The sequence below is a fragment of the Pseudomonas sp. FW300-N2F2 genome (genome assembly GCF_017351655.1).
Classification (GTDB): Bacteria; Pseudomonadota; Gammaproteobacteria; order Pseudomonadales; family Pseudomonadaceae; genus Aquipseudomonas; species Aquipseudomonas fluorescens_AA.
This window is the reverse complement of the sequence record NZ_JACNDQ010000002.1, coordinates 554,022-567,133: the sequence shown is the minus strand read 5'-3', so window position 1 is coordinate 567,133 and position 13,112 is coordinate 554,022. Positions and strand designations below refer to the sequence as shown.

The window sequence follows — 13,112 nt, the reverse complement described above, 5'->3', positions numbered from 1 at the left end:
TTCGCTTGGCGTGGTCGGCCCGGCGCACCACCGACCTCAGTCAGGGTGACCGGTTGGGGGTTCAGACTGCCAATACGAGGGAACAGCGAACCGTCGATGCGCCTGTCCAACAGACGCATGACATGAGTGTAGGAAGTTTCTGAAGAATTTCCTGCGAGTGACCAGAGAGCGGACCTATGGCCTGTGGGAGCGAGCTGGCTCGCGAAGGCGTAGTGTCAGCCACTTCAGTATTGGCTGAACTGACGCCATCGCGAGCAAGCTCGCTCCCACAGGGGGTGACTCGCTCCTACAGGGCCTATACAGCGGCCAACAGCATGTCGCGTACTGGACGAGCCTGTCCGCGATTGTTCCCATGCTCATACAGCGAGCCGGCAATCTCATCGGCACGCACCGGCAGGATCGACAGCAACGTATCGCTCAGGCCATGGCTGGCCTGGCAGAAGCCCTGCATGTAGATCGCCGCCTTGCAGCGCTCGTCGGTAATCAGCTTGTAATTGCGATCCACCTCGAAATCCCCCAGGTACTGCGCCAGCGGCTCCAGCAGGGTGCGGTGCATCTGCCGCTCGTAACCGGTGGCCAGCACCACGGCGTCATAACGGCGTACCGTCAGCTCGCCGGTGGCGTTGTTGCGCACCGCCAGTTCCACGCCGGCGGCGGTGGCCGTGGCCTTCTCCACCGTGGTGAGGGTGCGGAATGCATGACGGGCGATGCCAGAAACTTTCTGACGATAGAAAATCCCGTAGATACGCTCGATCAGGTCGATGTCCACCACCGAATAGTTGGTGTTGTGGTACTCGTTGACCAGGCGCTCGCGCTCGCTGTGGGGTTGCTGGAACACCAGGTCGGTGAACTCCGGCGAGAACACTTCGTTGACGAATGGGCTGTCGTCCGCCGGCTTGAGAGCCGAGCCGCGCAGGATCATGTCGACCTGTACCGAAGGAAAGCTGTCGTTGAGGTCGATGAAGGCCTCGGCCGCGCTCTGCCCACCGCCGATGATGGCGATCTTCATCGGCTGGCCCTTCACGCACGGCTGACCCGCCATGCGCTCCAGGTACTGGGAATGGTGGAACACCCGCGCGTCATCCTTGAACGCCTTGAACGCGTCGGGAATGCGTGCGGTACCGCCGGCGCTGACCACCAGCGAGCGGGTGGTGCGGACCAGCTCTTCGCCCTGGCCGTCGCGGGAAATCACCCGCAGCGCCTCGACCTGCTGGTTGTGCAGCACCGGTTCGATGCGCAGCACTTCCTCGCCATAGCGGCTCTGTGCGCTGAAGTGTCCGGCCACCCAGCGCAGGTAATCATTGAACTCCATGCGGCACGGGTAGAAGGTGCCGAGGTTGATGAAGTCCACCAGGCGGCCATGGTGCTTGAGGTAATTGACGAACGAATACGGGCTGGTGGGGTTGCGCAGGGTCACCAGGTCCTTGAGGAAGGAAATCTGCAACTCGCTCTGGGTCACCAGGGTGTTGCCGTGCCAGCGGTAGTCGGCCTGCTTGTCGAGGAACAGCACGTCCAGTTCACCCTGGACCGGCCCCCGTTCCTGCAGCGCGATGGCCAGCGCCAGGTTCGAAGGGCCGAAGCCAATGCCGATCAAGTCGTGAACGATGGGCGATGCAATTGCCTGTGTCATGTCCAGTGTCCTCTGGAAAAGCCCCTCAACAGGGCACGAAAAGCCTGGGGAACCTGACCGGCACTGAAGGCGCCGGCAAGTCGTCTGTTGAGAGGAACGAGGACAGTGAAAAAAAATTTACCGCCGGGTGACCGGCGACGCTCGAATCAGGGCGCGTCCCACTGACGCACGCGAACGCGGCAGTGCTTCATGGCGTTGACGATGTGCTTTTCCACCAATGCCCGGGAAATGCCCAGGCGCTCGGCGATTTGCGGGTGGGACAGGCCTTCGAGCTTGCGCAGCAGGAAACTCTCGCGGCACAGCGGCGACAGCTCGGCCAGGGCGCGCTGCAGCATGTCCAGGCGCTGGCCATGGTCGAGACTGGTGTGGGGCGATGGCGTGAAGAAGCGCTCTTCGTTGTCCAGCACATCCAGGGATTCGACCTGGCGCAGGACGTTGCGTCGATGCCCGTCGATCACCAGGTTCAGCGCCGTGCGGTAGAGGAACGCCCGAGGCTGTTCGATGGGCGTGTCGCTGGCACGCTCCAGCACCCGCACATAGGCGTCATGCACCACATCCTCGGCCGCCTGGCGGTTGCCTAGCCTGGCGTTCAGGAAACACACCAGCTCGCGATAGTAGTTTTCCAACATGACTCCCGTGCGCAATGGCCGCGCCAGCTATCCCAATGCCACCCGGCATGCCTGAAAAGGGCATGGCACGATAATGGCAGCTTCGATCGCGTAATTTATAGTAATTCTCATATAGATTTAAAGCGTTGGTTTGTATCGGGGTTGATTCGTTCAGTTGACGAGGTGTCGGCCCCTGGCTTTTGTGGCGAGGGAGCTTGCTCCCGCTGGGCCTGTAGGAGCTGACGAGCGGAGCGAGGCTGCGATCTTTCCCCAGACACTTGAGTCTCAAGCGAAAGATCAAAAGATCGCAGGCTTCGCCAGCTCCTACACAGCCCAGCGGGAGCAAGCTCCCTCGCCACAGGGTTCGGGGTCGCTTCGGCTGATTCGCCAACCTGCTACCAAGTGTTTCAAGCCAGTAAATTCCCGTCCAAAGCGCTCGTTTACCAGAACAGCCCCCCGTCCCTGCCCTTCCTGGGACGGGCCCGATATCACCGGCCGGAACCCTGCATGAAACGTCCCCGCCCTACCCGACGCGCCTGGCTTCTCACCTTCGCCCTGCTTCCGGCCGTGGCCTTCGCCGCGTGGCAAGCGGTCGTGCCCAGTCGTGCGCCCCTGGTCACCGCGCCCGTTACCCGTGGCGATATCGAAAACAGCGTCACCGCCCTGGGCACTCTGCAACCGCGGCGTTATGTCGACGTCGGCGCCCAGGCGTCCGGGCAGATCCAGAAGATTCACGTGGAGGCCGGCGACGAGGTGCGCGAAGGCCAACTGCTGGTGGAAATCGACCCGTCCACGCAAAAGGCCAGGCTCGACGCCGGGCGTTTTTCGATCGAGAACCTCAAGGCCCAGCTTCAGGAGCAGCGTGCCCAGCACGACCTGGCGCAGCAGAAATTCCGCCGCCAGCAGCAACTCAAGGCCGGCGGCGCCACCCGCGAGGAAGACGTGCAGACCGCCCAGGCCGAAGTGCGGGCGACCCAGGCGCGCATCGACATGTTCCAGGCCCAGATCCGCCAGGCCCAGGCCAGCCTGCGCAGCGACGAGGCCGAGCTGGGCTACACGCGCATCTATGCGCCGATGAGCGGCACCGTGGTCGCCGTCGGTGCCCGGGAAGGCCAGACCCTCAACGCCCAGCAGCAAACCCCGCTGATCCTGCGCATCGCCCGGCTGTCGCCGATGACGGTCTGGGCCGAAGTCTCGGAAGCCGACATCGGCCACGTCAAGCCGGGCATGACCGCCTACTTCACCACCCTGGCCGGCGGCAGCCGTCGCTGGAGCAGCACCGTTCGCCAGATCCTCCCGGTGCCGCCGCGCCCACTGGAGGCCAGCCAGGGCGGCAGCCCCACCGGTGGCCGCAGCGGCAGTGAGCGGGTGGTGCTCTACACCGTGTTGCTGGACGTCGACAACGCCGACCGCGCGCTGATGACCGACATGACCGCCCAGGTGTTTTTCGTCGCCGCCCAAGCCAAGGACGTGCTGACCGTGCCCATCGCCGCCCTGCAGGACGCCGGCCAGGTGCGGGTGCTGGCCGACAATGGCGACGTCCAGCCGCGCACCGTTCGCACCGGCGTCAGCGATCGGCTGCGCACGCAGATTGTCGACGGCCTGCGCGAAGGCGACCGGGTGCTGATCGGCCCGGCCAGCGGCAGCGGAGGCTGAATGAACACGCCCCTGATCGAACTGCGGGACATTCGCAAGGCCTACGGCGGTGGCGACAGCCCTCGGGTGGAGGTGCTGCGCGGCATTGATTTGTCCATTCACGCCGGGGAGTTCCTGGCGATTGTCGGGGCGTCCGGCTCCGGTAAATCCACCCTGATGAACATCCTCGGCTGCCTGGACCGCCCCACCAGCGGTGAGTACCGTTTCGCCGGCGAAGACGTCGCCGGCCTGGGCAGTGACGAGCTGGCCTGGCTGCGGCGCGAAGCGTTTGGCTTCGTGTTCCAGGGCTATCACCTGATTCCTTCCGGCACCGCCCAGGAAAACGTCGAGATGCCGGCCATCTATGCCGGCACCTCCGCCGCCGAGCGCCACGCCCGGGCCAGCGCACTGCTCGACCGCCTGGGCCTGGCCAGCCGCACCGGCAACCGCCCCCATCAACTCTCCGGTGGCCAGCAGCAGCGGGTGTCGATTGCCCGGGCCTTGATGAACGGCGGCCACATCATCCTCGCCGACGAACCCACCGGCGCCCTCGACAGCCAGAGCGGCATCGAGGTCATGGCGTTGCTCGACGAACTGGCGAGCCAGGGCCACGTGGTGATCCTGATCACCCACGACCGCGAAGTGGCGGCCCGGGCCAAGCGCATCATCGAGATCCGCGATGGGCTGATCATCAGTGACAGCGCCCCCTCTTCGCCACACGAAGTGCACGCCAACCCCAAGGCCCTGCAAGCCGTGGACCTGCGCCAGCGCCTGAGCGCCGGCAGCGAACACAACGGCGCCTGGAAAGGTGAGCTGGTGGACGCGGTACAGGCGGCATGGCGGGTGATGTGGATCAATCGCTTTCGCACCGCCCTGACCCTGCTCGGCATTGTCATCGGCGTGGCCTCGGTGGTGGTGATGCTGGCCGTGGGCGAAGGCAGCAAGCGCCAGGTCATGGCCCAGATGGGCGCGTTCGGCTCGAACATCATCTACCTCAACGGCAGCGCGCCCACACCCCGAGCCGCCAAGGGCATCATCAGCGAATACGACCTGGCCGCCCTCGCCGACCTGCCCGAAGTGCAGCGCATCATGCCGGTCAACGGTGCCGAAGCCAGCGTGCGTTTCGGCAACCTAGACCACACCAGCTACGTTGGCGGCAACGACACGAATTTCCCGGCCATCTTCAATTGGCCGGTGGCCGAGGGCAGTTACTTCAGCGACGCCGACGAACGCGGCGCGGCGGCGGTGGCGGTGATCGGCCACAAGGTCCGGCAGAAACTGCTCAAGGATGTCGCCGACCCCATCGGCCGCTACATCCTGATCGAGAACATGCCATTCCAGGTGGTCGGCGTACTGGCGGAAAAAGGCGCCAGCTCCGGGGATTCGGACGCCGACAATCGCATCGCCGTGCCCTACTCCGCCGCCAGTGTGCGGTTGTTCGGCACGCGCCATCCCGAATACGTGGTGATCGCCGCCCGGGACGCAGGCAAGGTCAAGGAGGCCGAACAGGCGGTCTCCCGCACCTTGTTGCGCCTGCACGACGGCAAGCAGGATTTCGAACTGACCAACAACGCCGCGATGATCCAGGCCGAGGCACGCACCCAGGGCACGCTGTCGTTGATGCTCGGGGCCATTGCGGCGATTTCGCTGTTGGTGGGCGGCATCGGCGTGATGAACATCATGCTCATGACCGTACGCGAACGGACTCGCGAGATCGGTATCCGCATGGCCACCGGCGCCCGGCAACGTGACATCCTGCGCCAGTTCCTCACCGAAGCGGTGATGCTCTCGGTGGTCGGCGGGCTCGCCGGTATCGGCCTGGCCTTGCTGGTGGGTGGCGCCTTGCTGTTGGGCAAGATCGCCGTGGCCTTCGAATGGCTGGCGGTGTTCGGCGCCTTCGGCTGCGCCCTGGTCACCGGCGTTGTCTTCGGCTTCATGCCCGCCCGCAAGGCCGCCCGCCTCGACCCGGTCGCGGCCCTTACCAGTGAATGAACCCCACCCTATGAAAGCGCACCTGACCCTCCTGGCCACCAGCCTGTTGCTGGCGGCCTGCGCCACCCCGGCGTCGGCACCGGACAGCGGCATCCAGCCGCCACCGGCCTGGCAGCACCTCAATACGCCCAGCGCCCAAGCGGATAACCAGCAATGGTGGACGCACTTCGGCAGCCCGCCATTGAACCGCTTGATCGAACAGGCGCGCCGGGACAGCCACGACCTGGCCGCCGCCATGGCCCGGGTGCGCCAGGCCCAGGCCAGCGCGGTGATCGCCGGGGCGCCGTTGCTGCCAGCGGTCACGGCCGGGCTCAACGGCAATCGCCAGGAATTGTTACGCGGCAAAGGCTACAGCCAACTGGACGTCGACCGGGACAACCGCACCATCGACTACTACGACGCCAACCTCAGCGCCACCTATGAGCTGGACTTCTGGGGCGGCAAGCGGGCGGCCCGGGACAGTGCGCTGAGCACGCTGTCGGCCAGCCAGTTCGACCGGGCGACCGTGGAGTTGACCCTGCTCAGCGGCGTCGCCAACAGCTACACCCAGGCGTTGTCCCTGCGCGAACAACAGCGCATCGCCGAACAGAACCTGGACAACGCCCAACGCGTACTCGACCTGGTCCAGACCCGCTACGACGCCGGCAGCGCCACGGCCCTGGAACTGTCCCAGCAAAAAAGCCTGGTGGCGGCCCAGCAACGCCGCGTACCCCAAGTGCAGCAACAGGCCCGGGAGGCCGTGATCACCCTGGCGACACTGCTGGGGCAGCCGGTGCAGTCGGTCCGGCTCGACGACGACAGCTTCGACCGCCTGCACTGGCCCGCCATCGACGCCGGCGTGCCCAGCGAACTGCTGCGCCGCCGCCCGGACATCGCCGCCGCCGAAGCGCGCCTCGCTGCCGCCCAGGCCGACATCACCGTGGCCCGCGCCGCCATGCTGCCCACCGCGACCCTCGGCCTGAGCCTCGCCACCGGCGCCGACATCGCCGACCAGTTGCTGCGCAACAACGTCTACAACCTCACCGCCGGCCTGGCCGCGCCGATCTTCAACAACGGCCGCCTGAGTGCCGAACGGGACAAAGCCACCGCCCGCCAGGAAGAACTGCTGGAGCTCTATCGCGCCGCCATCATCAACGGCTTCGCCGACGTCGAGAAAGCCCTGAACGGCATCCACGGCCTGGACCAGCAACGGCAATGGCAAAGCGAAGAACTGCACCAGGCCCAGACCGCCTTCGACATCGCCCAGCGCCGCTACCAGGCCGGCGCCGAAGACCTGCTCACCGTGCTGGAAACCCAACGCACGCTGTACGCCGCCCAGGACATGAACGTGCAGTTAAGGCTGGCGCGGGTACAGGCGAGCGTGGCGTTGTACAAGGCATTGGGTGGGGGTTGGCGGGTGATGTAGGCCTCGAACACACCTTCAAGCCAAGTGACAGATGAAGGAGAGGGAAACTTATCCCCTGTGGGAGCAAGGCTTGCCCTGGGGATCCAGCAGATGGTCGAGCTGAGTGATACCTGTGGCGAGGGAGCTTGCTCCCGCTGGGCTGCGCAGCAGCCCCAATGGCCGGCACCTCGGTGGGACAGAGGTTTTGAGGGGCTGGTTTGGGGGCCGCTTCGCAGCCCAGCGGGAGCAAGCTCCCTCGCCACAGGTAATTCCCGTTCCGACAAAGGGTGTTCGGCTTTGGTTCTGTTTATCCAGCCATGTAGGACTCCCGAGCGAGGCTACATCGCCTTGCGCCGTTACCTACAACTGCGCCAGAATCCGCCGGCTTGTGCGCCTGGCTCGTGGCTTTTACTGTTTCCGGGTCGCTGATTTCAGCGATCGGGTTTGGTAGCCCGCGAGTCAACTAGGCGCAAGCGCCACCTCCTACAGACGCTCTCTCGGTGTCTGTTTCATGGTGGCCGTGCGCAGGGCGTCTTCGGGCGCGCCGGGTTCCTAGTGCTCCGGTCTACCAACCCGCGTACGGCCGCCACCCAATCGTTTGGTAGCGATGGTGTCGGCTCCTGAAAATGAATACTAGGAGTTACGCCATGTTCAAGATCACCCCCAATCCCCCCGCAGACGATTCCAAAAAACTCGACGAAGCCGCTGATCGCGCCCTCGCCTTTTACCTCGACCCCAAATCTGAAAAACCCAATCCACCACCGGGCCAGTTATTCACCGTGGCAGAAGGCGCGGACATGGAATGCCTGCTGGCCAACCTCAGCGAGACCCTCGCTTCGGTCAACGTCATGGCAAGCGAGCAAGCCTTTGAATTGGAAGGCTCGCGGCGCCATTTTGCGCTGGGGATCCAGCAAATGATCGAGTTGGCAGAACTGTTGGCAAACCGCGCCCTGGACATCGCCGCGCCGCGCTAAACGCACTCAAGCCAAGTGATACCTGTGGCGAGGGAGCTTGCTCCCGCTGGGCTGCGCAGCAGCCCCAATGACCGGCACCTCGGTGGATCAGGTGTTTTTGAGGGGGCTGGTTTGGGGGCTGCTTCGCAGCCCAGCGGGAGCAAGCTCCCTCGCCACAACGGCGTTCACTTCAGCTTTTGGGGATGGCGGGATTTACACCGGCTTGCTCTTGAGATTGCGCGCATACCACGGCCGTTGCGGCACGCGGCGGAACAGTTCGGAGAGCTTTTTGTCATCGCTGCCGAAGGTGATGCGCAAGGCCAGTTTCATGGTTTCCGGGTCCATCTCCACCGAGCGCCCGACCTGCAGCCCCGGCGTGGTGCTGCAACCGTGGGTGTCCGGGCCCAGCCAAGGGTCGGCGATTTCGACCCAGCGGCCCGGGGCGAACCAGGGCACACCGTTGACCTCGAGCCGGCTCACTTCCCCCGGGTGGAAACGCTCGTGGGCGCGGAACCAGTCTTCGAGGCGGTCGTCGATCCAGCCGTGGAAGGCCCAGAACACCGGGCTCACGTGGGAAGAAAACGGATCGCCGAGAAAGTCATTCTCCGGGGCGTACCAGCGCTGGGCGAAGTCCGCCGGGTCACGGGCGAACGGCACCGGGTGGCCGTTGGACGGGTCACGCGGCACCGAGGCCCAGCGCATGTGCAGCCAGTCGTGCAGGCCCAGTTCCACTTCCGAACCAAACTGGCCCAGGGTCAGTTTCGACAGGTAGCGCGGGTCGCGGTAGCGCGATTCCCAGACCTGGAAATTGCTGTGGTAGGTCTCGGCGGTCTTGATGTCGCTGACCCACTGGGCGTACTGCTCGTCGCCATCGGCCAGCCAGGTCGGCGGCAAGGACGTGCCATCGTGGTTATCGAGGTAGCGGGCGAACCCAAGGCGATCGCGTTCCAGCTCCGGTTGCGGCAAGGGAAAGCGCGGCCACGACGGCAGTGCCTGGAACGATCGGGCGGTGCCGAGCATGTGCCGGTGCATGAAAAAGAAGTCCACGCCCGAGCCATTGCGATCCTTGCGCGGCCCGCGGGCATCACGCTCCCGGTCCCGTGGACCGGGCTGCCAGCCGATGCCGCGCAGGGCGTTGCGCTTGTCTTCGTCCAGGGTGTGCCATTTGTCCCGCGACGCATGCCAGAGCTGGTGGAACAGCCGATGCTCGGGCGACACCAGCCAGGCCAGCAGCGCCGGGCTCAGCGGCGTGCGCTCCCGCGCCTCGGGAAAGCGCTGCTTGACGGCGATGAAGTGATTGTCCTGTTCAAGCAACGCCAAGGGACGGTCCAGGCGCAACACCCGGCCGCTGAGCGTGGCGCTGCCGGCATTGCCGAAACCGGCCCAGACTTCGTCCAGGGTCATGATGAATTCATAGTCCGGCGCGTCGTGCCGAGCCCCCATCAACCGCCAGCTCAGTTGCTTCGGGTCGGTTCCGGCCAGGTCGCCCAACACCCGATAACGCGGCTCATCGGCACCGCGCAAACGTTCGGCGCTGTCGAGGTACCCCACCAGGCCACGGCCCCTCTGGCCGATATCGAGGAAGATCTGCAGATCGTCCTGCGGCAAGCCTTCGAGACCGGCATCGCGGCCGGTGAAACGGATCGTCCAGATGCCCCGCAACGTATCGGCCCGGCGCTGGCCCGCCACGTCCGCCACTTCGAACGAGGCCTCGCCGGGGGTAATGGTCGGGTCCGGCCGGGTCAGTTCGCGATGCCCGTAATACACCGCAGGCACGGCGGCACCGGTCAGCGCCAGGCCTGCCATGAACCATCGTCGAGAAATCGTCATTGCCTTACCTGTGTCCAGCCCTGAAGCGGGCTTTATCCAAGCTAGAACGATGGGTGGGCTGACAAATTTATAGGGAGACAGTGGAGGCCTCATCGCGAGCAAGCTCGCTCCCACAATGGATTTGAGTACATTCCCAAAAGTCAGGTTGGTTTCAAGACCGCCTTCGCGGGCAGGCTCGCTCCCACAATGGATTTGAGTACATTCCCAAAAGGCAGGTTGGTTTCAAGGCCGCCTTCGCGAGCAAGCTCGCTCCCACAGGTGAGCGCATTCCAAATTGTGGGAGCGAGCTTGCTCGCGATGGCGGCCCCGAGAGCGCCTAAATTTCCCACCCGATCACTCGTTCTTCCCAGATAGCAAAGGCCCCGCGCCTGTCCTTCCAAGGCGAACCTGACTGAGATCGGCAATGACAACACCTCGTTCGAAAAAGGCTCTTTTCATCGGCCTGCCCCTGGCCCTGGCGTTGGCCGTCGGTGCGGGCGTCGCGGCCTGGGACCATTGGTGGCGGGACAACCCCGGCTACCCGGTCAAAGTGATGAAAGAGGCCAGGGAACTGCACGAACGCCTGCTGTCCTTCGACAGCCACATCACCGTGCCGCTGGATTTCGGCACCGCCGGCAATGAAGCCGACAAGGACGGCAGCGGCCAGTTCGACCTGGTGAAAGCCAACCGCGGCCATCTGTCCGGCGCGGCCCTGACGGTGTTCGGCTGGCCGGAGTTGTGGAACGGGCCCAACGCGCCCCACAAGCCCACCGCCGGTTTTGTCGAGGAAGCGCGCAACCAGCAGGAAGTGCGCTACAAGATCATCACTGGCCTGGTCCGGGACTTTCCCAACCAGGTCGCCATCGCCTACACCCCGGATGACTTCCGCCGCCTGCACGGCGAAGGCAAGTTTGCAATCTTCATCAGCATGCTCAACGCCTACCCCCTGGGCCATGACCTGAGCCTGCTGGACCTGTGGACGGCGCGGGGCATGCGCATGTTCGGCTTCAGCTACATCGGCAACAACGACTGGGCCGACTCCTCCCGTCCGCTGCCGTTCTTCAACGACTCGCCCGATGCCCTGGGCGGTCTGTCGGACATCGGCAAGCAAGCGGTGACACGCCTGAACGACCTGGGCGTGATCATCGACGTATCGCAGATGTCGACCCTGGCCCTGGAGCAAGTCGCGCAACTGAGTCGCACACCGCTGGTGGCCTCTCATTCGGCACCTCGGGCGATGGTGGACATACCGCGCAACCTCAGCGACAAGGAAATGCAACTGATCAAGGCCAGCGGCGGCGTGGTGCAGATCGTCGGTTTCTCCCAGTACCTGCGCCCGCTGACGCAAAAGACCCAGGACAGACTCAACGCCCTGCGCGAACGCTTCGACCTGCCGCCGCTGCCCAACCTGGCGATGGCGCTGATGCCCGGCGACCCGATCATCGCCGCCTGGCCGGAACAGAAGTTCGGCGAATACGCCAGCCAGCTCTACGGCATCCTCGAAGAAGAACCCAAGGCCAGCCTCAAGGACCTGGGGGACGCCATCGACTACACCGTGCGCAAGATCGGCATCGACCATGTCGGCATCAGCTCGGACTTCAACGAAGGCGGCGGCGTGAAAGGCTGGGAGAACGTCGGCGACATCCGCAACGTCACCGCCGAGCTGCTGACCCGCGGCTACTCCGAAGCCGACATCGCCAAACTGTGGGGCGGCAATTTCCTGCGGGTCTGGGATCAGGTGCAGAAAGCCGCCCGCCCCGCCATCGCCTCGACCCAGAAGGCGGCCCAGCCATGAATGAACGTCGCACCTTCCTGAAGCAGGCCGGGATCCTCGCCGCCGGCCTGCCCCTGGCCGCCAGCCTGCCCGCCACGGCCAGCGCCGATCCACTGCCACCGCTGCCCAAGAACAAATGGGCGCAATTGCGCTCGCTGTTCAACCAGGACCCGGACTACCTGCACTTCTCCAACTTCCTGGTCACCACCCACCCGCGCCCGGTGCGCGAGGCCATCGACCGGCACCGCGCCGCCCTGGATAAAAACCCGGGGCTGTTGATGGACTGGGACCTGGGTGTCACCGAAGAGCGAGAGGAAAACGTTCGCACCTGGGCCGGCCGCTACCTGCAAGCGAGTCCTGCGCAAATCGCCCTCACCGGCAGCACCACCGAAGGCCTGTCGATCATCTACGGCGGCGTCCACGTGGCGGCCGACCAGGAAATCCTCACCACCGCCCACGAACACTACGCCACCCACACCATTCTCGACCTGCGCACCCAACGCAGCGGCACCCGGGTGCGCAAGATCAAGCTGTTCGAGAACGCCCACGACGCCAGCCATGAACAGATCCTCACGGCCATCGACCGCAACATCCGCCCCGAAACCCGGGTGCTGGGCATGACCTGGGTGCATTCGGGCAGTGGCGTGAAGCTGCCGATCGACAAGATCGGTGCCCTGGTGGACAAGCACAACCAAGGCCGCAGCGATGAACAACGGATCATTTACGTGGTGGACGGCGTGCACGGTTTCGGCGTCGAAGACCTCGACTTCCCCGCCATGAATTGCGACTTTTTCATTGCCGGCACCCATAAGTGGATGTTCGGCCCACGCGGCACCGGCTTGGTGTGCAGCCGCAGCGAAGAACTCAAGTACGTCACGCCGATCATTCCGACCTTTTCCGAAGCCACGACGTTTTCCACCGTCATGACCCCGGGGGGCTATCACGCCTTCGAGCATCGCTGGGCCGCCGACGAAGCGTTCAAGCTGCACCTGCAACTGGGCAAGGCCGAAGTGCAGGCGCGGATCCACGCCCTCAATAGCTACCTGAAAAAACAGCTGGTGGCACAGCCGCAGATCGAGCTGATCACCCCCATGAGCCCGGAGCTGTCCGCCGGCTTCACCTTCTTCCGGATCAAGGGCCGCGACAGCGACGAGGTCGCCGCCTACCTGATGAAGAACCGCGTGATCGCCGACGCCGTGCACCGCGATGCGGGACCGGTGGTCCGCACCGCGCCGGGGTTGCTCAACACCGAAGCCGAGATCGATCGCTTCATGGGGTTGCTGGGCAAAACGCTCTGAGCCGAACCTTTTTGACCTTATCGAGAGAG

At 64.8% G+C, this 13,112-nt stretch carries 9 protein-coding genes; 6 read left to right on the top strand and 3 right to left on the bottom strand.

Going from position 1 to position 13,112, the window contains the following annotated elements:
• Window positions 1-295: 295 nt before the first annotated feature.
• Together J4E63_RS17195 and J4E63_RS17190 are read right to left on the bottom strand one after the other, a co-directional pair.
• Window positions 296-1,630, bottom strand: a complete 1,335-nt coding sequence (locus J4E63_RS17195) for a lysine N(6)-hydroxylase/L-ornithine N(5)-oxygenase family protein (RefSeq protein WP_060741408.1) — start codon at window positions 1,628-1,630, stop codon at window positions 296-298.
• Window positions 1,631-1,776: 146 nt separating this feature from the next.
• On the bottom strand, window positions 1,777-2,259 hold the full coding sequence (locus tag J4E63_RS17190) for a sigma-70 family RNA polymerase sigma factor (RefSeq protein WP_060741407.1): 483 nt from the start codon (window positions 2,257-2,259) through the stop codon (window positions 1,777-1,779).
• Window positions 2,260-2,745: 486 nt separating this feature from the next.
• Between J4E63_RS17190 and J4E63_RS17185 the strand changes: the two genes are divergently transcribed.
• The 4 genes from J4E63_RS17185 (at window position 2,746) to J4E63_RS17170 (ending at window position 8,223) form a co-directional block, all read left to right on the top strand.
• The gene (locus J4E63_RS17185) at window positions 2,746-3,894 is read left to right on the top strand and encodes an efflux RND transporter periplasmic adaptor subunit (protein WP_207282756.1); all 1,149 of its coding nucleotides are present in this window, start codon (window positions 2,746-2,748) and stop codon (window positions 3,892-3,894) included.
• On the top strand, window positions 3,895-5,865 hold the full coding sequence (locus J4E63_RS17180) for a MacB family efflux pump subunit (RefSeq protein ID WP_207282755.1): 1,971 nt from the start codon (window positions 3,895-3,897) through the stop codon (window positions 5,863-5,865).
• Window positions 5,866-5,875: 10 nt separating this feature from the next.
• The gene (locus J4E63_RS17175) at window positions 5,876-7,270 is read left to right on the top strand and encodes an efflux transporter outer membrane subunit (protein WP_207282754.1); all 1,395 of its coding nucleotides are present in this window, start codon (window positions 5,876-5,878) and stop codon (window positions 7,268-7,270) included.
• A 626-nt stretch (window positions 7,271-7,896) separates the two neighbouring features.
• Window positions 7,897-8,223 (top strand): DUF6124 family protein, encoded by a 327-nt coding sequence (locus tag J4E63_RS17170; protein ID WP_207282753.1) that lies wholly within the window; start codon window positions 7,897-7,899, stop codon window positions 8,221-8,223.
• 192 nt (window positions 8,224-8,415) lie between these two features.
• Here J4E63_RS17170 and J4E63_RS17165 read toward each other — a convergent pair whose 3' ends face one another.
• On the bottom strand, window positions 8,416-10,032 hold the full coding sequence (locus tag J4E63_RS17165) for a PvdJ/PvdD/PvdP-like protein (RefSeq protein ID WP_207282752.1): 1,617 nt from the start codon (window positions 10,030-10,032) through the stop codon (window positions 8,416-8,418).
• A 403-nt stretch (window positions 10,033-10,435) separates the two neighbouring features.
• Here J4E63_RS17165 and pvdM point away from each other — a divergent pair, with 403 nt between their 5' ends.
• Together pvdM and J4E63_RS17155 are read left to right on the top strand one after the other, a co-directional pair.
• Window positions 10,436-11,806 (top strand): dipeptidase, encoded by a 1,371-nt coding sequence (gene pvdM / locus J4E63_RS17160; RefSeq protein WP_207282751.1) that lies wholly within the window; start codon window positions 10,436-10,438, stop codon window positions 11,804-11,806.
• On the top strand, window positions 11,803-13,083 hold the full coding sequence (locus J4E63_RS17155; protein WP_207282750.1) for an aminotransferase class V-fold PLP-dependent enzyme: 1,281 nt from the start codon (window positions 11,803-11,805) through the stop codon (window positions 13,081-13,083). Before pvdM ends, J4E63_RS17155 begins: the two co-directional genes overlap by 4 nt.
• Window positions 13,084-13,112: the final 29 nt, after the last annotated feature.